Origin of the sequence: Streptomyces sp. NPDC056527, from assembly GCF_042794475.1 — a bacterium.
In the GTDB taxonomy this organism is placed as follows: Bacteria; Actinomycetota; Actinomycetes; order Streptomycetales; family Streptomycetaceae; genus Streptomyces.
The window spans coordinates 1-24,170 of the sequence record NZ_JBHTTQ010000107.1 but is presented as its reverse complement, the minus strand read 5'-3'; the positions used below and the strand labels follow the sequence as shown (position 1 = coordinate 24,170).

The 24,170-nt window shown below is 71.3% G+C and carries 20 protein-coding genes, 3 pseudogenes and 1 riboswitch; of the genes and pseudogenes, 8 read left to right on the top strand and 15 right to left on the bottom strand.

Features of this window, described 5'->3' with window-relative positions; all coding sequences use genetic code 11:
* Window positions 1–273: pseudogene (locus ACFQ7Q_RS32130) on the bottom strand (hypothetical protein); the annotation flags it as partial.
* 139 nt (window positions 274–412) lie between these two features.
* On the opposite strand from ACFQ7Q_RS32130, the gene ACFQ7Q_RS32125 reads away from it, so the two are divergent.
* The gene (locus ACFQ7Q_RS32125; RefSeq protein ID WP_383561313.1) at window positions 413–850 is read left to right on the top strand and encodes a protein phosphatase; all 438 of its coding nucleotides are present in this window, start codon (window positions 413–415) and stop codon (window positions 848–850) included.
* Window positions 851–853: 3 nt separating this feature from the next.
* On the opposite strand, the gene opcA is transcribed toward ACFQ7Q_RS32125, so the two are convergent.
* The 3 genes from opcA to ACFQ7Q_RS32110 all read right to left on the bottom strand — a co-directional run bounded on the left by opcA (window position 854) and on the right by ACFQ7Q_RS32110 (window position 3,911).
* Window positions 854–1,777, bottom strand: coding sequence for a glucose-6-phosphate dehydrogenase assembly protein OpcA (opcA, locus tag ACFQ7Q_RS32120; RefSeq protein ID WP_383561311.1), 924 nt, complete (start codon window positions 1,775–1,777; stop codon window positions 854–856).
* 153 nt (window positions 1,778–1,930) lie between these two features.
* On the bottom strand, window positions 1,931–2,569 hold the full coding sequence (locus ACFQ7Q_RS32115; protein ID WP_383561309.1) for a DUF4232 domain-containing protein: 639 nt from the start codon (window positions 2,567–2,569) through the stop codon (window positions 1,931–1,933).
* Window positions 2,570–2,714: 145 nt separating this feature from the next.
* The gene (locus ACFQ7Q_RS32110) at window positions 2,715–3,911 is read right to left on the bottom strand and encodes an MFS transporter (protein WP_383561321.1); all 1,197 of its coding nucleotides are present in this window, start codon (window positions 3,909–3,911) and stop codon (window positions 2,715–2,717) included.
* Between the two features lie 99 nt (window positions 3,912–4,010).
* On the opposite strand from ACFQ7Q_RS32110, the gene ACFQ7Q_RS32105 reads away from it, so the two are divergent.
* A complete protein-coding gene (locus tag ACFQ7Q_RS32105; RefSeq protein ID WP_383561307.1) occupies window positions 4,011–4,823 on the top strand; it encodes an AraC family transcriptional regulator in 813 nt (270 codons plus the stop codon).
* Here the strand turns inward: ACFQ7Q_RS32105 and ACFQ7Q_RS32100 are convergent.
* Window positions 4,763–5,626 carry an alpha/beta fold hydrolase gene (locus ACFQ7Q_RS32100; protein ID WP_383561305.1) on the bottom strand — a complete coding sequence of 288 codons (864 nt, stop codon included), beginning with the start codon at window positions 5,624–5,626 and terminating at the stop codon, window positions 4,763–4,765. The two genes, ACFQ7Q_RS32105 and ACFQ7Q_RS32100, sit on opposite strands and share 61 nt — an antisense overlap.
* 54 nt (window positions 5,627–5,680) lie before the next feature.
* On the opposite strand from ACFQ7Q_RS32100, the gene ACFQ7Q_RS32095 reads away from it, so the two are divergent.
* Window positions 5,681–6,271 carry a sigma-70 family RNA polymerase sigma factor gene (locus ACFQ7Q_RS32095; RefSeq protein WP_383561303.1) on the top strand — a complete coding sequence of 197 codons (591 nt, stop codon included), beginning with the start codon at window positions 5,681–5,683 and terminating at the stop codon, window positions 6,269–6,271.
* Window positions 6,272–6,288: 17 nt separating this feature from the next.
* Here ACFQ7Q_RS32095 and ACFQ7Q_RS32090 read toward each other — a convergent pair whose 3' ends face one another.
* The 6 genes from ACFQ7Q_RS32090 to ACFQ7Q_RS32065 form a co-directional block, all read right to left on the bottom strand.
* Window positions 6,289–7,893: a glycoside hydrolase family 13 protein gene (locus ACFQ7Q_RS32090; protein WP_383561301.1), complete on the bottom strand. Its 1,605-nt coding sequence runs from the start codon at window positions 7,891–7,893 to the stop codon at window positions 6,289–6,291.
* Window positions 7,894–7,953: 60 nt separating this feature from the next.
* Window positions 7,954–8,829, bottom strand: coding sequence for a carbohydrate ABC transporter permease (locus ACFQ7Q_RS32085; protein WP_383561299.1), 876 nt, complete (start codon window positions 8,827–8,829; stop codon window positions 7,954–7,956).
* Between the two features lie 16 nt (window positions 8,830–8,845).
* On the bottom strand, window positions 8,846–9,763 hold the full coding sequence (locus tag ACFQ7Q_RS32080; protein ID WP_383561319.1) for a carbohydrate ABC transporter permease: 918 nt from the start codon (window positions 9,761–9,763) through the stop codon (window positions 8,846–8,848).
* 5 nt (window positions 9,764–9,768) lie between these two features.
* Window positions 9,769–11,184 (bottom strand): extracellular solute-binding protein, encoded by a 1,416-nt coding sequence (locus ACFQ7Q_RS32075; protein WP_383561297.1) that lies wholly within the window; start codon window positions 11,182–11,184, stop codon window positions 9,769–9,771.
* A 231-nt stretch (window positions 11,185–11,415) separates the two neighbouring features.
* The gene (locus tag ACFQ7Q_RS32070) at window positions 11,416–14,796 is read right to left on the bottom strand and encodes a CARDB domain-containing protein (RefSeq protein WP_383561295.1); all 3,381 of its coding nucleotides are present in this window, start codon (window positions 14,794–14,796) and stop codon (window positions 11,416–11,418) included.
* Window positions 14,797–15,087: 291 nt separating this feature from the next.
* Complete coding sequence (locus ACFQ7Q_RS32065) at window positions 15,088–16,098, bottom strand: LacI family DNA-binding transcriptional regulator (protein WP_383561293.1); 1,011 nt, start codon at window positions 16,096–16,098, stop codon at window positions 15,088–15,090.
* Between the two features lie 551 nt (window positions 16,099–16,649).
* Between ACFQ7Q_RS32065 and ACFQ7Q_RS32060 the strand changes: the two genes are divergently transcribed.
* The gene (locus tag ACFQ7Q_RS32060; protein ID WP_383561317.1) at window positions 16,650–17,096 is read left to right on the top strand and encodes an SAM-dependent methyltransferase; all 447 of its coding nucleotides are present in this window, start codon (window positions 16,650–16,652) and stop codon (window positions 17,094–17,096) included.
* Window positions 17,097–17,171: 75 nt separating this feature from the next.
* Window positions 17,172–17,744 carry an antibiotic biosynthesis monooxygenase gene (locus ACFQ7Q_RS32055; RefSeq protein WP_383561291.1) on the top strand — a complete coding sequence of 191 codons (573 nt, stop codon included), beginning with the start codon at window positions 17,172–17,174 and terminating at the stop codon, window positions 17,742–17,744.
* Window positions 17,745–17,766: 22 nt separating this feature from the next.
* Here the strand turns inward: ACFQ7Q_RS32055 and ACFQ7Q_RS32050 are convergent, their stop codons facing one another.
* Together ACFQ7Q_RS32050 and ACFQ7Q_RS32045 are read right to left on the bottom strand one after the other, a co-directional pair.
* Window positions 17,767–18,555: an immunity 49 family protein gene (locus ACFQ7Q_RS32050; protein WP_383561315.1), complete on the bottom strand. Its 789-nt coding sequence runs from the start codon at window positions 18,553–18,555 to the stop codon at window positions 17,767–17,769.
* 178 nt (window positions 18,556–18,733) lie between these two features.
* Window positions 18,734–19,170 (bottom strand): annotated as a pseudogene (locus tag ACFQ7Q_RS32045) (hypothetical protein); the annotation flags it as partial.
* A 90-nt stretch (window positions 19,171–19,260) separates the two neighbouring features.
* Window positions 19,261–19,490, top strand: a riboswitch (cobalamin riboswitch).
* Between the two features lie 174 nt (window positions 19,491–19,664).
* Between ACFQ7Q_RS32045 and metE the strand changes: the two are divergent.
* Both metE and ACFQ7Q_RS32035 read left to right on the top strand, forming a co-directional pair.
* Window positions 19,665–21,983 (top strand): 5-methyltetrahydropteroyltriglutamate--homocysteine S-methyltransferase, encoded by a 2,319-nt coding sequence (metE, locus tag ACFQ7Q_RS32040; RefSeq protein WP_383561289.1) that lies wholly within the window; start codon window positions 19,665–19,667, stop codon window positions 21,981–21,983.
* A 4-nt stretch (window positions 21,984–21,987) separates the two neighbouring features.
* Window positions 21,988–22,416 carry an acyl-CoA thioesterase gene (locus ACFQ7Q_RS32035; RefSeq protein ID WP_383561287.1) on the top strand — a complete coding sequence of 143 codons (429 nt, stop codon included), beginning with the start codon at window positions 21,988–21,990 and terminating at the stop codon, window positions 22,414–22,416.
* 151 nt (window positions 22,417–22,567) lie between these two features.
* On the opposite strand, the pseudogene ACFQ7Q_RS32030 reads toward ACFQ7Q_RS32035, so the two are convergent.
* Window positions 22,568–22,726 (bottom strand): annotated as a pseudogene (locus tag ACFQ7Q_RS32030) (pyridoxamine 5-phosphate oxidase); the annotation flags it as partial.
* Between the two features lie 63 nt (window positions 22,727–22,789).
* Here ACFQ7Q_RS32030 and ACFQ7Q_RS32025 point away from each other — a divergent pair.
* A complete protein-coding gene (locus ACFQ7Q_RS32025) occupies window positions 22,790–23,461 on the top strand; it encodes a hypothetical protein (RefSeq protein WP_383561285.1) in 672 nt (223 codons plus the stop codon).
* A 15-nt stretch (window positions 23,462–23,476) separates the two neighbouring features.
* Here ACFQ7Q_RS32025 and ACFQ7Q_RS32020 read toward each other — a convergent pair whose 3' ends face one another.
* Window positions 23,477–24,040, bottom strand: a complete 564-nt coding sequence (locus ACFQ7Q_RS32020; RefSeq protein ID WP_383561283.1) for a DUF7010 family protein — start codon at window positions 24,038–24,040, stop codon at window positions 23,477–23,479.
* Between the last annotated feature and the right edge of the window lie 130 nt (window positions 24,041–24,170).

Below are 24,170 nucleotides of genomic sequence, written 5' to 3'. Positions count from 1 at the left end.
CCGATGACATCGGCGGGCCGGCCCTCGCGCTCCGGTGACGTTGCCGGCGGCGAGCGCGCCGATGAGCATCCCGAAGGTGGTCCAGCTGCCGATGGTGCCGGCGGTGGCCTGGGTCAGCCCGAGGCCGTCGTCGTCGAGCATGTGCGGCATCACGGCGCCGTAGATGTTCACGTCCATGCCGTCGAAGAACACGGCCAGCCAGCAGAGGGCGAGCACCGGGAAGACCGTGCGGAAGGTGTGGGGGGCGCGGGGCGGGGAGGAGGTGGAGGTCAATGTGTGTCCCTGAATCGCGAGCGGCTCGTTCGCCTGGTGAAGATTGCTTCACTGACAGGTGGCATGAGTGTCGGGGCGGGACGTACGGGTGTCAATGAGTTCGGGGCACAGGTTCGGCGACGCCGATTACGGTGGGAGCGTGACCGAGTCGTGGAAGCCGACCGACGCCGGAGTGCTGCGTCTGCCCTCCGGACGCGTGGTGCGGGGGCGTGGCCTCCGGCATCCTCTGCCGCCGGGGCCCGCCCCCGAGTTCGCCGTCCATCTGCTCGGCAGGCGCCCGCCGGAGACGGACTGGGAGGCGCGCTGGCTGCGCTGGCCGGACTTCCGGCTTCCGGCTGATCCCGCGGAAGCCCGGGGCGTTCTCGTCGAGGCGTTGTCCCGGGCCGGGCAGGAGCGGGTGGAGCTCGCTTGCGGGGGCGGCATCGGCAGGACCGGCACGGCGCTCGCCTGCCTCGCCGTGCTCGACGGCGTCCCGCCCGGCCGGGCGGTGGAGTTCGTCCGCGCCGGGTACCACCCCCGCGCGGTCGAGACCCCCTGGCAGAAGCGATACGTACGCCGGTTCTCCGCCCCGGGCTGAGGCCTAAGGAGCCGTGGGCGACTGGGTCCGCAGGGCGGAGGCGTAGGTCTCGTCGGGGTCGAGCCTGCGCAGCTCCTCCGCGATCAACTCGGCCGTCGTGCGCACCTTCAGGGCGAGGACGCGGTTGGGCTGGCCGGGGATCGCCAGCTTGGCGACCGGGCCCTCCGGGCGGTCGATCACGATCTCGCCGTCGGGCGTGCCGAGGCGTACGGCGGTGACGACCGGGCCGTCGCTGACGACCCGTTCGACCGGCACGCGCAGGCGGTCCTCGAACCAGCGGGCCAGCAGTTCGGCGCTCGGGTTGTCGGGTTCGCTCTCCACCGCGGCCGAGACGACGGTCGCCCGCGCCTGGTCCAGTGCGGCGGCCAGCATCGAACGCCAGGGCGTGAGCCGGGTCCAGGCGAGGTCCGTGTCCCCGGGGGCGTAGGAGGCCGCGCGGACCGCGAGTGCGGCGAGGGGGTCCGCGACGGCGTACGCGTCGGTGATCCGGCGCTGGGCGAGCCGGCCGAGCGGATCCGTCGACGGTACGTCGGGGGCCTCCGCCGGCCACCAGACGACGACGGGCGCGTCCGGGAGCAGCAGGGGCAGCACCACGGAGTCGGCGCGGGCGCCGAGTTCACCGTGCAGGCGCAGCAGGACGGTCTCGCCCGAGCCCGCGTCGCCGCCGACGCGGACCTCCGCGTCGAGACGCGTCTCGTGACGTCCCCGGGGCGCGCGCACATGGCGCTTGATGACGACGAGCGTGCGGGAGGGGTGCTCGCGGGAGGCCTCGTTGGCGGCCTTCAGCGCGTCGTAGGCGTTCTCCTCGTCCGTGACGATCACGAGCGTGAGCACCATGCCGACGGCAGGTGTGCCGACGGCCCTGCGGCCCTCGACGATCGCCTTGTTGATCTTGCTGGAGGTGGTGTCCGTGAGATCGATCTTCATGCCCGGCGCCCGTTCCTTCTGTCGCGTGCGATCGCTGTAACGGTAAGCGCTCCACGGCCCGAGGAACTTCCCCGGGGGCCCGCGCGGGCGAGGGATCACTCGCCCGCGCCGCGCTGCCCGTGGCACGGGCGGCGTTCGGTCGCCGGAAGGCCGCTACAGGCTGAGGGCGTCCTCGGCGTTGTTCACCCAGGCCGTGACCGAGTTCCTGGTGGGCGAGACGTACAGGCTGGGCGTCGATGCCGTCAGAGGCGTCTGTTCCAGGTCCGACTCGGTGTTCATGGTCATCGCGATCGAGTGGACGGTCCTGCCCGTGCCGTCGTTCGTGCCGCCCATCAGGCCGGCGTAGGCGGACTGCCCCGGTTCGAGCCTGATCGCGTCCTCGATGCCGGGGGCCTCGCCCCGCTCGGTCGCCTGTCCGTCCAGATCGCCGAAGGTCACGACCGGGTGCCCCAGGACCTTGCACGGCTTGGCGGTCTTGTTGGTGATCTTCAGCAGGTAGCTGCTCGTGGTGGACTCCGCCAGGTTCGCGGCGAACGTCACGTCGAAGGTGCTGCAGGGGAACACGGCGTGGTCGGGGTCGGATGACGAGCCGTCACTTCCGCCGGAGGGCTTCTTGCCCGGAGACGTCGGCGGCGCCGTGGGCTTCGCCGGGGTCGTGGACTTCGTCGGGCTCGCGGTCGGCTTCCCGGCGCCGCCCGCCGAGTCGTCCCCGGTGGGGCCGCAGGCGGTCAGGGCGACGGCGGACATGGTGACGACGGCGAGGACGACGGCGGCTCTGCTTACGGTGCTCATGGTCTGGGTCCCCCGGTGAGTGGCGAGTGCGCTGGACTGAGCTCCAGAGTCCCGCCACACCTTCACAGATTCGTGACGGGGCCTTCCCGGGTTCACCACGGTCGTCGGCGTGTCGCGCCTCCGGTGCCCCACGAGGGCGACGACGTCATCGGCGGTCGGGCTCCAGCGCCGTCCGGGGGTCGGTCGGCGGCGCCGTGGGCGGGCCGGGCGCCACGGGCTCGCGCAGCGTGCGCAGGAACAGCCAGCCGACGGCCGGCAGGGCGATCAGGGGTGCGAGGGCGGTCTGCAGTGTGGTGGCGTCGGCCACGGCTCCGACCAGGGGGCCGGCCAGGCCGCCGATGCTGACGGTCAGCCCCAGCGTGACGCCCCCGGCGGTGCCGACACGCCGGGGCAGGTAGTCCTGACCGAGGGTCACGTGCAGCGAGAACGGCACGTACAGCCCGACCGAGGTGAGGGCGACGAAGAGATGGAGGAGCGGGCCGGGGACGAGGACGACGCCGGCCACGGCGAGGACGGTCAGAACGTACGACCACCGCACGATCGCGACCCGCCGGTGCCGGGTGGCCAGCCTGCCTCCGACGACGGTGCCGACCGCGCCGCCGAGGTAGAGCACGAAGAGGGCGGCCGTGCCCGAGACTTCCCCGCCGTCGGTGCGCTGGCGCGCGTACAGCGAGATGAACGTGCTCAGGCCGACGAAGACGATCGACCGGCAGACGACGGCACCGGACAGCCGGGCGAAGGACGCCCAGTCGTCCCTGCCCACGGTCGCGGTCGCGGTCGCGGTCGCGCCGGGAACCGAGTCGGGCCCCCCGGGCACGGCCGGCGTTCCGAGCGCCCGCAGCGCTGCCGCGCACAGGGCCGCGCCCGCGAGGGCGGGGACGACCAGGAGCGGGGTGGCGCCCAGGCCGCCGACGGCGATGACGGCGGCTACCAGCGGCGGGGCGGTGGCGAAGCCCAGGTTGCCGCCGAGCGAGAACCAGCCCATCGCCGTGTGACTGCCACGGCTCGCGTGGCGCGCCACGCGGGCGGCCTCGGGGTGGTACGCGGCGACGCCGATGCCGGAGACGGCGACGACGCACAGGGTCACGGCGTACGAGCCGCCGACGCCGCTCATCGCGACACCGGCTCCGCCGACCAGCGCGCTCACGGGCAGCAGCCACGGCATGGCCCACTTGTCGGTGAGCGCCCCGAACAGCGGCTGCACCACCGACGACAGCAGTGAGGCCGCCAGCACGAGACCGGAGGCGGCGGCATAGGTGTACGCCCGCTCGGAGACGAAGTACGGCACCAGGGCGGCGACCGCTCCCTGGTAGACGTCCACGCAGGCGTGGCCCAGGGACATCAGCGTGAGGGGTCTGTTGCGCGGGGTCGTCCGTTTCTTCGACACCGTTCGATCGTGGCAACGCGGTCGTGTGTCGCGCTTTCGATAAACTGCCCATTCGTGTCGAACATCCGCCGACCGGATTCCGTCCGCCATACGCCGCAGGCCCCGACCCGCGCCCAGATCCTCGCCGCCGGGGACCGTATCGACGCACACCGCCACGACGACCACCAGATCGTCTACGCGGGTTCGGGCGTCCTGGCCGTCACGACCGACGCCGGCACCTGGTTCGCCCCGGGCACGCGCGCCATCTGGGTCCCCGCGGGAACCGTCCACGCGCACAGGGCCCACGGCCACCTGGACCTGCATCTGATCGGCCTGCCCGCCGACGACAACCCACCTGGTCTGGACGCCCCCACCGTTCTCGCCGTCAGCCCGCTCCTGCGCGAGCTGATCCTCGCCTACACACGCGCCCCCGAGGACACCGGCGCCGAACGCCGCAGACTCCTCGCCGTGCTGCGGGACCAGTTGCGGGCCTCACCCCAGGAGCCCCTGCGGTTGCCCGCGCCGTCCGATCCGCGGCTCGCGGCCGTCTGCGCGATCCTGCGCGAGGACCCGGCCGACCCCAGGACCCTGGCCGAGCTCGGAGCCGCGACCGGGGCCGGCGAGCGCACGCTCAGCCGGCTCTTCCGCGCCGAACTCGGCATGACCTTCCCTCAGTGGCGCACCCAGGCACGCCTCTACGACGCCCTGCGCATGTTGGCCGACGACCTGCCCGTCACCACGGTGGCGCACCGCTGCGGCTGGTCGTCCACCAGTGCGTTCATCGAGGTGTTCCGGCGCGCGTTCGGATACACCCCGGGCGCGCACCGTCAGCGGAGGAAGGCCGCCGTGGTGCCGACGAACCGCTCGGGGTCGTCGACCCACGGGTAGTGGCCGGCCCCGGACTGCACCACGAGTGAGGCGTCGGGGAAGAGTCCCGCGAACTCGGCGGTCGACGCGGGCGGACTGTTGAGGTCGAACTCCCCGGCGAGCAGCAGGACGGGGGCAGGGAACGCGGCCAGTGCCGCCCGGGTGGCCGGCGGGTCGAAGGCGCCTTCGGCCCCGAAGCCGGCGACGGCCTCGGCGTTGTCCGGCCGGCTCGCCGCATGACGCTCCCGCGTCGCCGCGTCCCAACGTCCCCAGAGGAAGGGGGCGATGGCTTCCCAGTCGCTGCCGGTGCCCTCCGTGATCGCCTCCAGCGCGGCGTACGCCGCCGGGAACCACGGCTCGCCACTGCGCCGTCGCGCTCCCTCGCGCCGCGTCTCACCGGTGATCTCGATGCCGACGGCCGCCGTGCCGGGGGTGATCAGGGCGAGCCTGCCGACGCGCTCCGGGTACCGGGCCGCGTACCGCACCGCGAGGTTCGCGCCGCCGGAGTGGCCGAGCAGATCCATCCGCGCCAGGCCGAGGTGCTCGCGCAGGGCCTCGACGTCGTCGACGAGGCGGTCGCAGCGGTAGGAGGAGGTGTCCTCGGGGACGGCCGACCGGCCGGTCCCGCGCGGGTCCGGGAGGATCAGGCGGCGGTGGGCGGAGAGTCCGCCGAGGTCACCGAGGTAGCGGGAGTCCATGGGGCCTCCGGGGAGGCAGACGACGGGGTCGCCGGCTCCCTCCGTGCGGTACGCGAGGCGGGTTCCGTCGGACGCGGTGAACTCGGAGGCGGTGAAGGAGGGCATGGCGAGGATCCTGTCACCCATAACCCGGTTGTACAACCTGGTTATGGCGCCTGTCCCAAGGTGTATAACCGAGTCATGACGGGCGCGGACGACACACTCACCGAAGAACAGGCGGAGCGGATGCTCGCCGCCATGAACGAGGTCATCCGCGCGGGCGAGGAGATGCGGCAGCTGCGCGCCGAGATGATCCAGCTGTTCGCCGGCCTCGGCTGGACACAGGACCGGATCGCCCGGATCGCCGACATGAGCCAGCCGGCGGTGTCCAAGCAGGTGGCGAAGCACAAGCCGGCCGATCCACCGCGGGCGCCCATGGAGCTCTCCCTCGATCAGCGCGACGTCCCGTGGCTCGAAGGACGGCTCTGGGGTCTCGCCGAGGAGATCGCCGAGAGCTGCGACGCGGCGCGCTGCGCGCGCCACGTCGAGGCGATCGCCCGTGGGAAGAAGCGCTTCACCCCGCGGGACGTCGACGAGCTGCGGCGTTCGGTCGAGGAGGACCTGCGACGGCACCGGGAGCGGCTGCCCGCCGCCTTCCGGGACGCGTACGACGTGATCAGCAGAGGTCTCGACGTCCCCGCGAAGGTCATCGCGACCGGGTCCCCCTCGGCGCGTCGCACCCTCGCCCACCGCATCCAGCGCGACCGCCTCGGGGACGCCACCCGGGCCTGAGCCGGCGTGTGGCCCCGTCACCCCGCGCCGCGCGGAGCGCGCAGCCACACGGTCGTGTCGGACGGCAGACGACCCTCCGCGTCGAGCGGGTCGCTGGCGAGGAGCAGGGTCTCGTACGCCGGCAGAGTGACGGGGGTGGCCGAGAGATTGGTCAGACAGAGCAGACCGCCCGTCCGCGCGAAGGCGAGGACCCCTTCGTCGGCGGGCAGCCAGGTGAGGGGGCCGTCGCCGAAGCCCTCCTCCGATCTGCGCAGGGCCAGGGCCGTCCGGTACAGCGCGAGCATCGACGCCGGGTCGGTGCTCTGCCGGTCGACGGCGTGGCGGGCCCAGTCCTCGGGCTGGGGCAGCCACGGCTCGGCGGGTGCCCCGAAGCCGAAGTGCGGGGCGTCCGCGGCCCAGGGCAGCGGGACGCGGCAGCCGTCGCGTCCGGGGTCGGTGCCTCCGGAGCGGAAGTGCATCGGGTCCTGGACCCTCGCCCGTGGGATGTCGGCCTCGGGCAGCCCCAGTTCTTCGCCCTGGTACACGTACACCGAACCGGGCAGGGCGAGCGTCAGCAGGGCGGCCGCGCGGGCCCGGCGGGTGCCGAGGGCGAGGTCGGTCGGGGTCCCGAACGCCTTCGTCGCGAAGTCGAAGGCGGTGTCCGCACGGCCGTACCGGGTCACGGTCCGCGTCACGTCGTGGTTGCAGAGGACCCAGGTGGCGGGGGCTCCGACGGGGGCGTGCTCGGCGAGGGTGTCGTCGATGGTGCGGCGCAGCCGGGACGGCTCCCAGGGGCAGGTGAGGAAGTTGAAGTTGAAGGCGGTGTGCAGCTCGTCGGGGCGCAGGTAGCGGGCGAAGCGTTCGGCGTCCGGGAGCCAGACCTCGCCGACGAAGACGGCTCCGTACTCGTCGGCGACCGCCCGCCAGGAGCGGTAGATGTCGTGGAGTTCGTCCTGGTCGATGTACGGGTGGGGGTCCACGCCCTCCTCGAAGTCGGCGAGCGCGGGGTCCTTGGCGAGCAGGGCCGCGGAGTCGATGCGGACGCCGGCGACGCCGCGGGAGAACCAGAAGCGGAGCACGTCCTCGTGCTCCCGGCGCACCTCCGGATGGGCCCAGTTGAGGTCGGGCTGTTCGGGGGTGAACAGATGGAGGTACCACTCGCCGTCGGGGACGCGGGTCCAGGTGGGGCCGGAGAACTGGGAGGGCCAGTTGTTGGGCGGGAGTTCGCCGTGAGTGCCGCGGCCGGGCCGGAAGTGGAAGCGTTCGCGCTCGGGGCTGCCGGGTCCGGCGTCCAGCGCGGCGCGGAACCAGGCGTGCTGGTCGGAGACATGGTTGGGGACGATGTCGACGATGACCCGGATGCCGAGCTCGGAGGCCTCCGCGATCAGCTTCTCGGCCTCGCCGAGCGTGCCGAAGGCGGGGTCGACCGTGCGGTAGTCGGCGACGTCGTAGCCGCCGTCGACCAGGGGCGAGACGTACCAGGGGGTGAACCACACCGCGTCGACGCCGAGTTCGGCGAGATAGGGCAGTCGCGCCCGGACACCGGCGAGGTCACCGGTCCCGTCTCCGTCGCCGTCGGCGAAGCTGCGGGGGTACACCTGGTAGATGACGGCGTCGCGCCACCAGTCGTGAGGGGCTGCCACGTGACGGTCCTTTCGGGCAGGGGGTCTTCGGCGCCGGCGGGTGCGGAGGGCTCGACGTGGTCAGCCCTTGAGTCCGCCGGCGGTGAGACCGCTCATGATGTTGCGCTGGAAGACCAGGAAGACGATCAGGGTCGGCAGGGAGGCGATCGTGAGCGCGGCGATGAGGACGTTCACCGGGACTCCGTTGGACAGCGAGTAGATACCGACGTTGAGGGTCTGCTTCGCCGGGTCCGGCAGCGTGAGCATCGGCCAGAGGAAGTCCTTCCAGACCCCCACGACGGCGAAGATCGACACGACGCCCAGGATCGGCCGGGAGACCGGAAGCACGATCGACCGGAGGATCCGCGTCGGGGAGGCGCCGTCCATCGAGGCGGCGTCGAGCAGCTCCTTGGGAATCGAGTCGAAGAACCGCTTCAGCAGGAAGATGTTGAAGGCGTTGGTGACGGAGGGCAGCCAGATCGCCCAGGGGGTGTTCAGCAGGTTGCGTTCGACGACCGGTACGTCGAGCACCGTCAGGTACTGGGGCACGACCAGGACGGTCGCCGGGATCATCAGCGTCGCGAGCATCATGCCGAGGATCGCCTTGCCGAGCACCGGGCGGAGCTTGGAGAGCGAGTAGGCGGCCGCCACGTCGAGGACGAGCTGGAAGGCGAGGGCGCCGAAGGCGTAGTACAGCGTGTTGAACAGCAGCGTGGAGAGGTCCATGACCTCCCAGGCGCGGGAGTAGTTCTCCGGCGCGAAGGACCCGGGAACCAGGGTCGGGGGCGTACGGATGACCTCCTGGGTGTCCTTGAATCCGCTGGACACCATCCAGTACAGCGGCCCGAGGAACACCAGGGTGAACCCTCCGAGGACCACGGCGAGGGTCGCCCGGTACAGCGCCTTGCCGCGGCGGGTCGCGCGCTGGGCGGGCGAGATGAGCGTACGTGTGGACATGGCGGGCCTCCGGCTCCTACTCGTCGTCGGCGCGGCTGAGCTTCACGTACGCCGCCGAGAATCCGGCGAGGAGTACGAGCAGGAGGAGGCCGAGCGCCGCCGCGGCACCGTAGTTGTTGAAGTTGAAGGCGTACTGGTAGATGAGGTGGACGACCGTGGTGGTGGAGCCCTCGGGGCCGGCGCCGCCGGTCAGCAGGAACGGCTCCACGAAGACCTGCATGGTCGCGATGATCTGCATGAGCAGCATCAGCGAGAGGATGAGCCGGGTCTGCGGGATGGTGACGTGCCAGATCTTGCGGAACAGGCCCGCGCCGTCGAGCTCGGCCGCCTCGTACAGCTCGCCGGGGATGCCCTGGAGCGCGGCGAGGTAGATCAGGGCAGCGCCGCCCATGTTCATCCACGTCGAGGCGATGACGACGGCGAGCATGGCCGTGTCCGGATCCTGCAGCCACTGCTGCTCGGGCAGATGCAGGAAGCGGAACAGCTCGTTGAGGAGCCCGTAACCGGGGTCGTAGAGGTACTTGAAGAGCAGCACGGCGGCGACCGGCGGCAGCATCACGGGCAGGTAGACGAGCAGTCGGAGATAGCCCTGGCCGTGCCGGAACTCGTTGATGACGATCGCGACGGCGAACGGCACCACGAATCCGAGGAGCAGGGCGAGGGCGGTGAACAGGAGCGTGTTGCGCCACGCCTGCCAGAAGGCCGGGTCGTTGACGACGGTGACGAGGTTGTCCAGGCCGACCCAGCTGGTCCGTCCGTCCTCGGTCTTCTGGAAGGCGAGGAGGAACTCCCGGACCATGGGATACCAGGAGAACACGGCGAAGCAGAGGACCGCGCCGATGAGGAAGCCATGGGCGGTGAGGTTGCGTCGCAGGCTCTTGGCGAACAGCCCGCCGGACGGTACGGGGCGGGCCTGGAGCCCGCCCCTTCCGATCGCGGTCACTGGTCGGCCAGGACCTGGTTGACCTGTGCCTCGGCCGTGGCGAGCAGCTTGTCGATGTCGGCGTCCTTGTTGGTGAGGATGCCGGACATCACGTTGTCCAGGACCTTGTAGACCTCCTGGGCCTTCGGCGGCTCCGCCTTGCCGGCAACGGGGTTGTCCATGAAGGACTTGAAGTTGGCGACCGGCATGGTGGCGTTCTGCACCCGTGCGGCGTCGTCCTTGGTCTTGGACTCGCCCAGCCAGAAGTTGGGCTGGGGCACGCCGACCGGCAGGTTGTCCGCCTTGGTGCGGGGCCAGTCGAACTGCCCCTTGCCGACGGAGAGGTTCTTGAAGTTCAGCCAGGCGATCGCGGCCTTGATCCTGTCGCCGGAGATCCCCTTCTTGATCATGTAGTTGTTGCCGCCGGCGAGGGTGTTCTTCTCGCCGGGTATCGGGCCCATGCCGAAGTTCTCGTACTTCGCGCCGAGTTGCTGGACCATGTACGCGATGTCGTCGGGCGCGGCGAGGAACATGCCGAGCTTGTCGGTGGCGATCTGCTTCTGCAGGTCGCCCCACTGGAGGAGCTGGGTCTTGCCCATGCTGTCGTCCTCCCAGCGCATGGCGTGGAGGTTCTTCGCGACCTGCCTGCCGAGCTCGTTGTTGAACGCGGCCTTCTTGCCGCTCCCGTCGACGACGTCACCACCCAGGCTGTACATCTGCGCGGTGAAGTGCCAGCCGCCGGTGTTGCCCGCGCTGTACTCGCCGAAGCCCGCGATGCCGTTGCCGAGCCCGGCGATCTTCCGGGCGGCCGCGCGGACCTCGTCCCAGGTGCGCGGCGGGGCGTCGGGGTCGAGGCCGGCCTGCTGGAACAGCTTGCGGTTGACGAGCAGGCCCATCGTGTAGTTGCTGGTGGGCAGGCCGTAGAGCTTGCCCTCGTGCTTGAGGGAGCCGAGGACGTTGGGGTCGATGTCCTTCAGGAGCGGCACGCTCGTGTCGTTCACGTACGCCGTGATGTCCGCCGCGCCGTCGTTGTCGAGCACCTGCGGCAGGTCGGTGAAGTAGGTGTAGAAGACGTCCGGTTGCGACTTCGCCTTGAGCATCGCCGTGAAGCGCGGGGGCTCCAGGCACTGGCCGGCGGTGGAGCGGCCCTGGATGGTGACGTTGGGGTACGTCTTGTTGAACTCGGCGACGTCCTCCTTCCACTCCTTGAGCTCGGCCGCCTTCGCCGCGGGCGGCATGCAGTCGATGGTGATCGTCACCTTGGTCTTCGGGTCCAGCGGGGCGGACGGGTCGGAGGACCCGCTCCCTTCGGATCCACCGCTTCCGTCGGTACTGCTGCTCGTGCCGCAGGCGGCGAGCGCGGTGAGCGTGAGGGTCGAGGCGAGAGCGACCGCGCAGGCGCGGCGGGTACGGCGGAACCGAGCACTTCTCATGGGTGGTCCCCTTCGGGCATGAACGTGGAGGTCGCCCCTGCGCCGACGGCTTTGCGGGGCGCGGCACACTCAACCACCACTGACAAGTGAACGCAATATCTCGCGCAGATTCCGTAAATCACTGACAGCACCGTGCAGTTGGGCGGAGATCACGGCGCACGAACGAGGCCGGCACACCCCTCGCGAAGAGGTGCGCCGGCCTCCCCGATTCCTACCGATGCCGCCGGAACGTCATCCGGCCGCCCCGTGGATGACGAACGGCGATCCGGGCTCGACCAGGACGTCGCCCTCCGCCGATCCGGTGATGGTCACGTTCGTGAGCGTCGCGCTCCCCCGCGCCCCTCCCTGGGCGAGGATTCCGGAGCCGTTGACGGACCCGTCGATGCGGACGTCCCTGATCTGCACGCCCGGCAACGCGCCGCCACCGCCCTTGAACTGGATGCCGTCGTACGTCGAGTCGTGGATCTCGGTGTCGCGGATCGTGACGCCCGGGATGTCCTGGCCCGCCGCGAACAGGGTGATGGCGCCGAACTCCTGCGCCTCTCCCCAGAAGGCACCGCCGGTGCGGTGGAGCGCGTTGTCGGCGATCAGCGTCTGCCCGGAGAAGGGCAGCGGGTCATGGTCGGTCGCCACCATGATGCCCGGGTAGTTCATGGTGTCCGAGATGATGTTGTTCTCGATGGTGTTGCCGTAGCCGCCGTAGACGGCGATGCCGTTGGCCCGCCACGGCAGTTGGATCACGTTGTTGCGGAAGTGGTTGTCGTGGCCGATGTCCACCGACGGGTCCTTGACGTAGCGGCTGGCCCAGACGGCCAGGGCGTCGTCACCGGTGTTGCGGAAGGACGAGTTCGAGACGGTCGAATTGCGGGTTCCGTTCGCGAAGTTGATGCCGTCGGCGTAGGTGTTGCGGATGCGTATCCCGGTGAACTCCAGGCCGTCGCCGGGCCCCCACAGCTCGGGGATGTTCGAGTAGTCGCGACCCGCCCAGACGCCGACGTTCGCGTGCTCGATCCACACGTTGCTGATCCGGGTGGACTGACCGAACCGCCCGTTGAGCCCCACACCGCCCTCGGCGTTCCCGTCGCCGCCCCGGATCGTGCCGGATCCGAAGATCGCGATGTCGGAGATCCGCGTGTTGTGGTCGATGTCGAAGCCGAAGTTGCCCTCGTGCGGATGGTTGATGCCGCCCGCCTGGTGGGGCGGGGTCAGGGTGTACAGCTGGGAGTGCCACATGCCCGCGCCGCGGATGGTGACGTCGCGGATGCCCACCTGATTGAACTCGCCTCGGTTCAGGGGATCGTCGGTGAGGATCTTCTGCTCCTGACGCCAGTGACCCACCGGGATCCAGACGCAGCCGATCTCCCCCTTCTGGTCCGCCGTGACCGCGCGCTGGAGGGCGTCCGTGTCGTCGATGCCGTCGTTGGGCACGGCTCCGTAGGCGGTGATCGACGTGCATCCGGCCGGCTGGGCCGCGGGCGGGGCCACCTGCTCCAGGTCGATCAGATCGAGGACGTAGAAGGCGGCCGTGTCACCGGCGTCCCGCTGGAGCCGGAAGGTGGTGCCCACCGGGTACGTCCGCGGCAGCAGTGCGTGGGACTCGTCGAAGAGACGGCGGGCGTCCGTCTGGGGGGAGTTGGTCAGCCCTTCGGGGCTGTCGGTGGTGCCGTACAGCCAGCTGTGCTTGGAGGAGAGGGTCAGCTTCCGCTCGAAGGTGCCGTCGATGTAGAGGCTGATCGTGGCCTCGCGGCCGCCTCCGCCGGTCGCGTCCGGGATCGAGTTCCGTACGACGAGGGAGTTGGCGGCGTTGGCCGAGGTGAACTCCACGTACTGGCCGGTGGAGTCGAGCCGCACCGACTGCCGTCCCGAGGACTCCGAGGCGAAGTTGGTGTGACCGAAGGTGCGCTTCCGGTCGGCGGTGAGGAGGGTGCCCTGGTAACGGCCGCTCTCCGCCTCGTACTCGGTGTACGGGACGGCCGCGCCGCGGCCGACGACGATCGAGCGCGCGAACACGTTGTTGTTCTCGTCGGTCTCGGCGACCGCGCCCGTGGCGTCGGCCGTCGCGGTCAACGTGGCCGCCCCGCTCGTGGCCGTCCACCTGCCCGCGGTCGCGACGGTGGCCGTCTGCCCCGCGGCGATCGCGCCCGTGGCACCGTCGAGCGTGGCGCCCCCGACGGCCAGGCGGGTGACCGTACCGGCCGCGACGCCGGTGGTTCCGCGGTTCTGCACGGTCACGGTGAAGCCGACGGAGGCGCCGGCCGCGGGGGCCGCGGGGTCGGCGGCGATGCCCGTGACCCGCAGGTCCGGGCCCGGGCTCTGGCCGACGACCAGCTTCGTCGACGCGGTCCGGCTGTTGTTGCTGTCGTCCTGTTCGACGACGGCGTCGGTCGGGTCCACCACCACCGAGACGGTGTAGGTGCCCACCGGGCGCTTGCCCACCGCGACCGGGACGGTCGCGGTCGCCCCGGCCGCGAGCGCGGGCACGGGGGCGGAGCCGGCCACGGTGCCTTCGAGGCTGACGTTCACGGTGCTGGCGGGCGAGGGCGCGGTGCCGGCGTTGCGAACGGCGGCGTTCACCGTCACCGCGTCCGTCTCGGACGGAGTGGACGGCGCCCAGGTCAGATCGGTGACGGTGAGGTCAGGGTTCGGCGCCGCGGCGCCCACGACCTGGAGTTCGGCGACCTGGCCTCCGGGGGCTCCGGTGTTGGAGAAGAAGGTGAGCCGGATGTCCGCGTGGCGGCCGGTCACGGGGATGGTGACGGTGTTCTGCCCGGCCGAGGGAGTGAAGGCGTGGTCGGCGCGCTCCTTGAGCACGGTGAAGCCGGAGGCCGACTGTTCACGCCCGAGCACCTGGAGTGCCTGGGTGCGCGGGCCCCAGACCTGTGCGGGGTTGAGTTTCACCACGACGGCGGTGACATCCGCGTTGGCACCGAGCTTCACCGTCAGACTCGACGGGAATCCGGCCGACTCCCAGTAGGTGGCGACGTCGTCGTCGTTGGCGTTGGTCGCGACGTAGCTCTGTGTCGTCGAGGTCGCCTCGACGGGCTTGCCGCGCGCCAGGTTCGTGCCCTCGACCGGCGGATCGACCGGGCCCTGGCCTCCTTCCCCGTACACCTCCAGTTCGGACAACTGAGCTGCGTTCCATACGGTGTTGGCGCTGACCTGGACGCGTAACCAGCGGACCGTCGCGGCGGTGACGTCGATGGTCACGGTGTTCGCCAGACTCGGGTCGAAGGTGCGGGCGGCCGCGCCGGCGAGGGCGCTGAAGGAGTTGCCGTCGCCGCTGCCGAGCAGGCTGAGCGTCTGGACGCGCCCCTCCCAGGCGGTGGGGAGCTTCAACGTGACCCGGTCGACGCGGGTGGCGACGCCCAGATCGACCTGGACCCATTGCGGGAACGATCCCGCGGGGCCTTCCCAGTAGGACTGCTGACTGCCGTCGGTGACGTTGCCTGCCGGATAAGCGCCGTGGGCGCCACCGGCCGTCGCGGTCCTGCCGAGAGCCAGGTTGGGCCCTTCCGCCGCTCGGGCGGCCGCGACGGGCAGCAGCCCGACGCACATCAGGCCCGCCATCACCGCACCGGCGATGAGTCGGCGGACGTGGTGTTTCCCTCTCATGATGGCCTCTTGTTCCGTGATCCGAAGCTCGGACGATGACAAGAACGCTCGCCAGGTACCTGACATCTTTCTGGCGAGAAGGAGGCGCCGCAGACCTCAATCTTTTGAGTAACTCGGTCGATTCTTTGCAGCGCCAAGCCGACAGGTTTCTACCGGGTCATCACTTTGTCAACGGCCATGGCAACGGGCGGAGTCGCGTGGGCCCGTCCGTCGGCACAGCGCAACGGCCCGGCAGCCCGCGTGAAGCGGGAGCCGGGCCGTGACGCGTGCGACTGCCGGGATCCGGAGGAGTTAGGCGACGGGCGCCTGGGCGGTCGAGCCGCGGACCACCAGCTCGGGCTCGAAGAGCAGCTCGCCAGGGTGCGTGTGGGTGCCCTGGATCTGGGCGCAGAGGAGCTCGACCGCGGCCCGCCCCATCGCCTCGATGGGCTGCCGGACGGTGGACAGGGGCGGCTCGGTGCAGTTCATGAACGCGGAGTCGTCGAATCCGACGACCGAGACGTCCGTGGGGACCATCAGCCCCCGTCGCCGGGCGGCCCTGATCGCGCCGAGCGCCAGGGGGTCGCTCGCGCACACGATCCCGGTCACCCCCCGCTCCAGGAGGCGCGCGGCCGCCGCCTGGCCGCCTTCGAGGGAGAACATGGTCCGCTCGACGAACTTCTCCGGCAGCTCCCCGCCCGCCGCCTTCGCCGCGAGCCGGGCGGCCTCCAGCTTGCGGCGCGAGGGCACGTGGTCGCCGGGGCCGAGGACCAGGCCGATCCGCTCGTGTCCGAGCGAGGCGAGATGGCGCCAGGCCTGTTCGACGGCGACGGCGTCGTCGCAGGAGACGCAGGGGAAGTCCAGCCCCTCGATGGGGGCGTTGATGAGGACGACCGGGACGTTCCGCTCGGCGAGCTGCCGGTAGTGGTCGTGCGGCGCGTCGGCCTGGGCGAACAGACCGCCGGCGAAGACCATCCCGGACACCTGCTGCTGCAGCAGGAGTTCCACGTAGTCGGCCTCCGACACGCCGCCCTTCGTCTGCGTGCACAGCACGGGCGTCAGCCCCTGCTGCGCCAGCGCTCCGCCGATCGCCTCGGCGAAGGCGGGGAAGATCGGGTTCTGCAGCTCCGGCAGCACGAGACCCACCAGACGCGCCCGCTCGCCCCGCAACTGGGTGGGCCGCTCGTAGCCGAGGACGTCCAGGGCCGTCAGGACGGACTGCCGAGTCGCCTCGGAGACACCGGGCTTGCCGTTGAGAACACGGCTGACCGTGGCCTCGCTGACCCCCACCTTCTTGGCCACCTGAGCAAGTCGTCGCGTCATGCGCGCAAGACTAGCGCAAGCACCGCAAGCCAATTGCGTCCTCGTCGCAAGGAGAATTGCCGACGGAGACGATTCCCGCCGATCTTGTACCGCTCCGGCCCGGAGGGACGTAACCTCGCCAGGCGTGTGATCGGCACGCACTGTCGTACCCGCTCCGGAAAGGCCGTCCCATGCCCGTGATCGCCCTCCTGTCCCCCGAGCCGAGTCCTGGTCGCGTCGCCCTGGAAGGCATCGCGGCCTCGGTCGCCACCGATCTCGGCCTGCCGGACGGCAGCTGCCGGGTGACCTGGCAGCAGGTCGATCCGGACGCCGCGACAGGCCGGCGGCCGGAGTGGGAGGGCGACGGACCGCACTCGCCCATGGGCTATGTCAGCTGCGAGGAATCCTGTACGCCGGACGTCGTCGAGCGGCTGCCGCGGTCGCTGCGCGCCGAGTTGAGCCGCCTGCTCGGCGTCCCCGAGGACGGCGTACCGCTCTCCGTGCACCGGGCCGATGCGGACGCTGCGCTGGTCGACGGCACACTCGGGGCGGCGCCCTCCGAGGTCGTCTCCCTGCCGGTGGGACGGGTCGTCGGCGGCCGGGGCGAGGTCTACGACGACGCCTGGGGCGACGTGTCCGCCGTCATCCGCCTGGACGGGAGCCGGTTCACCCCCGACGCGCTCGCCGGCCTCGACGCCTTCTCGCACATCGAGGTCGTGTACCACTTCGACCGCGTACCACCCCGGAAGATCGAGACCGGCGCCCGCCACCCGCGGGGCAACACCGACTGGCCGCTGGTCGGCATCTTCGCCCAGCGGGGCAAGAACCGTCCCAACCGGCTCGGCGTCTCGCGCTGCCGACTGGTCAGGACCGACGGACTCGACATCCATGTGACGGGCCTCGACGCGGTCGACGGGACGCCCGTCCTCGACATCAAGCCCTACATGGCCGAGTTCGGCCCGATCGGCGACGTGACCCAGCCCGCGTGGACCACCGAGATCATGCGCCGGTACTACTGAGCCCGGAGGCCGGCGGCGCGGACTCGGGCGCCGCGTAGAGTGGGCGCGGGCGCGGCGTGATCACGAGGAGTACGAGTGACCGCTGTGAGTCTTGAGCACGCCACGGTCCCCGCCGACACCGGCGAGGTGACCCTGCTGATAGCCCGCCGGGTGGAGCCCGGATACGAAGCCGCCTTCGAGAGGTGGGCCCAGGGCATTCTCGCCACTGCGGCCACCTTTCCCGGCCATCTCGGCTACGGGCTCTTCCGCTCCACGGGAGGTGACGCCCCCTGGTTCCTCGTCCATCGCTTCCGCGACGCGGCGGCCTTCCGGGAGTGGCAGGAGTCGCCGGAGCGGGCGGCGTGGTTCGCGGACTGCGAGGGGCACCACCACACCGAGATAGCCCGGCGGCGACTGACCGGGATGGAGACGTGGTTCGCCAAGCCGGGCTCGACGCGGCCGGCGCCGCCGCGATGGAAGATGGCGATCAGCGCCACCCTGGCGATCTACCCGATCTCCGTCCTCGGCGGCTACTTCCTCGTGCCCCACCTGACCGCGCTGCCGCTTCTCCTCAGCAGCGCGGTCATGGCGTGCGTGTTCAACGTCCTGATGACGTACGTGGCGATGCCGGCCGTGAGCCGGATGCTGCGCGGCTGGCTGGGTCGCTAGGGGGTGCCCGTCGGCGACGATGTCAGACGCCGACCCCCGGGGCGCCTTCCGGTGCGCGCACCAGCCCTTCCGGCAGATAGCCGGACGTGACGCCCAGGTCCCACCCATGCACCTGTACGGCAAGTGCGGCCAGCGCGATCGCGCCGACCGGCAGCAGGCTGCGCGGGGCGGCGTCGGCCTGCACGCTCTCGCGGTGCCGGACGAGCCGGTCGGCCAGGGCCTCTTCGAAGGCCGGCTGATCGTCCTCCAGGAGCACACGCAGGAGTCGCTGGTCCGGCGACAGCGCGCCGACGGCGTCCAGACGACGCGCCGCCTCGGCGCGCTCCTCGGCCTCCGGCATACAGAGCGTCACGGAAGGCCAGTCCCTGGGCAGGTGCCCACGCGACGGAGTCAGGTAGCCACACAGGGCGTCCATCTCCGCCAGGTCCGCCGGCTCCGATCGCGACTCCAGCCGCGAGTACGGCACGCCGTCACGGATCGCGGGCGCGTAGTCCTCCCGCAGCAGCAGTCCGATCACCCGGTCCCGCTCGCGTACGACACCGCTGGCCAGGCAGAGTCCGAACGCGTCCAGCCAGGTCCGCGCGGTGGGCACCTCGTCGACGGCATGCCCGAAGCTGAACTCGTCGCTGCTCAGCGTCTCGTTCACGAGCGGGAAGGAGATCTCCCAGTCCCCATCGGGGAAGGCTCCGAGTTCCAGCACCCCGAACGCGCATGCGGCCGAGGTCAGCAGCGCCTTGCGGGAGGGCCCGAGACCGAGCGCGGGGTCGTCCAGGGTACGAGCGGCGACGTGGTCGAGCAGCTCGTCGCCCATGTCCCGCAACGCCTGCAGGGACAGTCTGTCGTAGCGCAGCCCGTGCCAACGGCCGAACGCCCGCCCGCCGATGTCCTCCAGCGCTTGGACGATGCGCTGCTCGTCGACCTCGTGACGCGTCACTTCCCGCACGGTTGTCGCCCTTCCTTGATCCGTTCGACCGGCGAACGGAACGCTATCAAGTGCGCTGACCTCGCCCGAAGTAGGCGACCAGCTCGGGGTCGAGGGACGGGACCTCGCGCGGTGTGCCCCGTCGCGCAGCGACTCGGTGGCGCGGACGCCCGCCGCGACGGCCATGCGCGCGGCGACCGGCGAGGTGTCGGTGCGGCCGCCGTCGCGGACGAAGCGCAGGAACTCGTCGATGAGCAGCGGATCGGCGCCGCCGTGGCCGGCGTTGTCCTCGGCGTCCGGCACGGGGTGGGTGACGTTGGCGTCCGGACGGAAGGCCGAGCGGCGGGAGTTCCACACCTTCACCACTCCCCCGGGTCCGTCGCCGAAGTTCTCCAGACGGCCCGCGGGATTGCCGCCGTGGACCATGAGGTCGCCCAGGGCCTGGACCTGGCGCGTCCAGCCGCCCGCGAGCCGGTGCAGGACGTCGATGTCGTGCGCGGCCTGGTGCGTCGCGCCCCACGGCCCCTCGCAGCGCGTGTGTCTCGTTTCGCCGTCCGGAATACGAGTCGATCGCGCCGTTCCTCACCCGCGCGGTACGCTGCCCGTGCAGCTGGTTCGCCCCGTCAGCCAGGCGGGACGCGTCGTAAGAGGGAACCCGGTGGGAATCCGGGACTGCCCCGCAGCGGTGAGCGAGAACGACCGCCGTCATACGCACTGGACCCGTGAGGGCCTGGGAAGCGACGGCCAGTAGGTGTCTCGTACGGCTTCCGTACGACGAGACGTGCTCGCGAGTCCGAAGACCTGCCCGTTGCCCGCATGCGACCGTTCGCATGCGGTGATCCCGGTGACCTCGTGGGCGGGTCGGCGTGCACAGCAGGGCGGATCGGCCGCGCGTACCTCGATGTACGCCTCTGCGGTGGTCCGCCCGGTTCGTCACCCCTTCGCTCGCGGCTCTCCGGGTCTGTCTCACGACACGCAAGCTCGCGAAGGAGAGTCACGTGACAACCGAGTCCGCGGCAGCACGGGCCACCGTCCACGGATACCCCCGCCAGGGTGGGAACCGGGAACTGAAGAAGGCCGTCGAGGGCTACTGGAAGGGCCGCGTCACCGCCGATGCCCTCCGGGAGACCGCCCGGGAACTGCGCAGGACCAACTGGGAGCAGCTCGTCGACGCCGGCATCCACGAGGTCCCGACCGGCGACTTCTCCCTCTACGACCACGTCCTCGACACCAGTGTCATGGTCGGCGCCGTACCCGCCCGTCACCGCGCCGCCGTCGAGGCCGACCCGCTCGACGGGTACTTCGCGATGGCCCGCGGCACGCAGGACGTGGCTCCGCTGGAGATGACCAAGTGGTTCGACACCAACTACCACTACCTCGTCCCCGAACTGGGTCCCGACACCGCCTTCACCGCCGACAGCGGCAAGCAGGTCGCCGAGGTGAAGGAGGCCCTCGCGCTCGGCCACGCGGCCCGCCCCGTCCTGGTGGGACCGGTCACGTACCTGCTGCTGGCCAAGCCGGCGCCCGGAGTCGCCGAGGACTTCGAACCGCTCACCCTGCTGGACCGGCTGCTGCCCGTGTACGCCGAGGTGCTCGCGGACCTGCGCGCGGCCGGCGCCGAGTGGGTGCAGCTCGACGAGCCCGCCCTCGTGCAGGACCGCACCCCCGCCGAGCTGAACGCCGCCGCCCGCGCCTACCGCGAGCTCGGCGGTGCGGCCGACCGGCCGAAGCTGCTGGTCGCCTCCTACTTCGACCGGCTCGGCGGGGCTCTGCCCGTGCTGGCGAAGGCCCCCGTGGAGGGACTCGCGCTCGACTTCACCGATGCCGCCGCCGCGAACCTCGCGGATCTCGCGACGGTGGGCGGTCTGCCGGGCAAGCGGCTGGTCGCCGGCGTCGTCGACGGCCGCAACATCTGGATCAACGACTACCGGAAGTCCCTCACCACCCTGGGCACCCTGCTCGGCCTCGCCGGTCAGGTCGACGTCGCGGCGTCCAGCTCGCTGCTCCATGTCCCGCTGGACGCCGCCGCCGAGCGGGACGTCGACCCGCAGATCCGTCGCTGGCTCGCCTTCGCCCGCCAGAAGGCCGCCGAGATCGCCACCCTCGCGCGCGGCCTGTCCCAGGGCACCGGCGCGATCGCCGCCGAACTCGCCGCCAATCGCGCCGATCTGGCCTCCCGCGCAGGCTCGGCGATCACCAACGACCCGGCCGTACGGGCCCGCACCGCCGCGGTCACCGAGAGCGACGCCCGCCGCGCCCAGCCCTACGCCGAGCGCGCGACCGCCCAGCGGGCCCACCTGGGTCTGCCGGCTCTGCCGACCACGACCATCGGCTCCTTCCCGCAGACCGCCGAACTGCGCACCGCGCGCGCCGACCTGCGCGCCGGATGGCTCGACACGGCGGAGTACGAGGAGCGGATCGAGGCCGAGATCCGCGAGGTGATCTCCTTCCAGGAGAAGGCCGGTCTCGACGTCCTCGTCCACGGCGAGCCCGAACGCAACGACATGGTCCAGTACTTCGCCGAGCGGCTGACCGGATACCTCGCCACCCAGCACGGCTGGGTCCAGTCGTACGGCACCCGGTACGTCCGGCCGCCCGTCCTGGCCGGCGACGTCTCCCGCCCGGCGCCGATGACGGTGCGCTGGACCACGTACGCACAGCGGCAGACCTCCCGTCCCGTCAAGGGGATGCTGACCGGCCCGGTCACGATGCTCGCCTGGTCCTTCGTCCGCGACGACCAGCCGCTCGCCGACACCGCCCGCCAGGTCGCGCTCGCCCTGCGTGACGAGGTCGCCGATCTGGAGGCGGCGGGCACGTCGGTGATCCAGGTCGACGAACCGGCCCTGCGCGAGACGCTGCCGCTGCGCGCCGACGCCCACGCCCCGTACCTCGCCTGGGCCACCGAGGCCTTCCGGCTCACCACGGCCGGAGTCCGTCCGGAAACCCAGATCCACACGCACATGTGCTACGCCGAGTTCGGCGACATCCTCCGCGCCATCGACGACCTCGACGCGGACGTCATCAGTCTGGAGGCCGCGCGCTCCCATATGCGGGTCGCGGACGAACTCGCCGGCGCCGGATACCCCCGGGAGGTCGGCCCCGGTGTGTACGACATCCACTCGCCGCGCGTCCCGGAGGAGGCGGAGGCCGTCTCCCTCATCGAGCGTGCCCTGCTCTCCGTACCCGCCGACCGGCTCTGGATCAATCCCGACTGCGGTCTGAAGACGCGCGGCTGGGGCGAGGTCCGGCCTGCCCTGGAACACATGACCGCGGCGGCCCGCCGGGTCCGCGGCCGCCTGCCCCACACGGAGAACTGAGCGCATGAACACCCGTATCACCGTCGGCGATCGGGCCCACAAGGCACCGGCCGACTCCCAGGTGACCCTCGCCCACATCATGAGCGAACACGAGACCAACCTGTACGGGACCATCCACGGCGGCGTCGTCATGAAACTCATCGACGACGCGGCCGCGTCAGCGGCGGGCCGCCACGCGGACGGCCCCGCCGTGACGGTCTCCGTCGACCGGATGACGTTCCACTCCCCCGCTCGCGCCGGGGACCTGCTCACCGTCCACGCCGAGCTGTGCCGCGCGGGCCGGACCTCGATGGCCGTCGCGGTCGGCGTCACCGCGGAACGCTGGAACGCGACCTCCGGTCTCACGACCGAAGTGGCCACCGCCCGGCTGACCTTCGTCGCGATCGACGCGGAAGACCGTCCGCGCCCGGTCCCCGGGCTGAAGGAGGAGTAGCGACGTCCCGGCCGGTCACGACATGAGCGAACGGCCCCGGCGCGGGTGGCGCGTGGTACGAACCACCGGCCTCCTCGTCGCCGGGGCCCGGAGGAGGGGCGTCACCGGGGCAGCCACCGCGGTCGCCCGCTCCATCGGAGTTCGCGCCAGGTCAGGAGCTCCTGCGTTCCTCCCGCCGCCGGAGCAGTTCCTGGACCTCGCTGGGGAGGGTCGTCTCGAAGTCGATCGGTTTCGCCCAGGTCGGGGTCACGACGATCCGGACCATGCCGTCGTAGAGCGAACGTACCTCGGCCTCCCACTCGACCCGCTGCCCCATGGCCTGTTGAGTACGTGTACTCATGTGCGGCGGGACGCTTGATCGGAAGCTGTGCACATGAGATCGACTCCCGCCCTCGCCGCCATGGTCACCCGCTCCACCCGCCGCCCGGGGTTCGCCCTCGCGGTGACGACCCTCGCGGTACTGGCACTCGCGTCCTGCGGCACCCAGAAGTCGGGGGCCGCGGGATCGCCGAGCGCGCCCGCCGACGCGGTCGGCGCCCAGCACACCGAGGCCCCGGCCGGATCCGGGCAACAGGCCGCCTTCGCGGCGATGTTGGACGAGATGGCACGGTCGTGCCCCACCGGCACCCAGTCGGGACCGCCGGTGCCCTCGAAGGCCCCGGGGGGCGAGCCGCTGCCCTCCGACGATCCCGCCACCGACGCTCTCGAGGGGCCCATCGCCCCCACGGCGGGCCCGGAGGTGGAGTTGAACGCTCGTGACTGGTGCGCGAGCAACCGCCATGAGGAGCGCATCGCCCAGGGGCTCTGGGAGCTCAGGGACCCCACGCCCGCCAAGGTCAGGAAGGTCCTCAACGACCTCGGTTACATCGACGAACGCATCCACGACCTCAAGCGGTCCGGCGCGACCACGCGGTTCTTCATCGACCTGCGCTCCAGGGGTGGCCGGCTCTGCGTGGAAGGCTCGGCGGCCGCCGAGGAGACCGTCGTCGACAAGTGCGTGGCCCCCGAGACCGGACCGTTCAGGCCGCCCACGCTGAAGCGGTGACGGCCCCGGCCCCGATCAGCCGCGCAGGGCTACATGGAAGGAAGAAGCCCACAGCACGATCGCCGCGCCCAGGCCCACCACCGTACGGATCGTCTCCGCCGTGGCGCCGGCCGCCAGGACGGCGAGACCGACCAGCGACACCGCCGTCAGGAAGATCGCGGTCCATGCGTACTGCCCCTGGTCGAAGAGGCGGGCCAGCGGGAAGAAGTGCAGTCCCACGACGAGGCAGATCCCGACCGGGATGAACTCCGGGTGGCCCGAAGCGTTCGACACGGCGATCACGACGAAGATCGCCACCAGCTCGGCGACGTTGACCAGGCCGACGCCCCGGTTCCACTTCTCCGGCAGCCGCACCGTACGAGTCACCGGCCCCGCGGTGCCGCGGAAGGCGAGCACCACCGCGCCGATCGTCACCACGGCCGCGACGACTCCGACCGCTGTCGAGACCGGCATCGCCGCTATCCCGGAGCCGCCGGCGAAGGCCCAGACGAGAGCGAAGACGGCGAGGACGATCGCGCCGCGTCGGCGCAGATTACGCGTGAGGGCGAGACATTCCGCGTCGGTGGTTTCCGTAGTCATGGCGCGGACACTACAACGATGATCGGAACCGGGTCGGCGACTTTCGACAGGAACCGGGGTAACCGCCGCCACGGGCGGTCGACGACCCCGCCACCCGGTCGCGGGCATCACGCCTCGCGCGGGCCGGGGC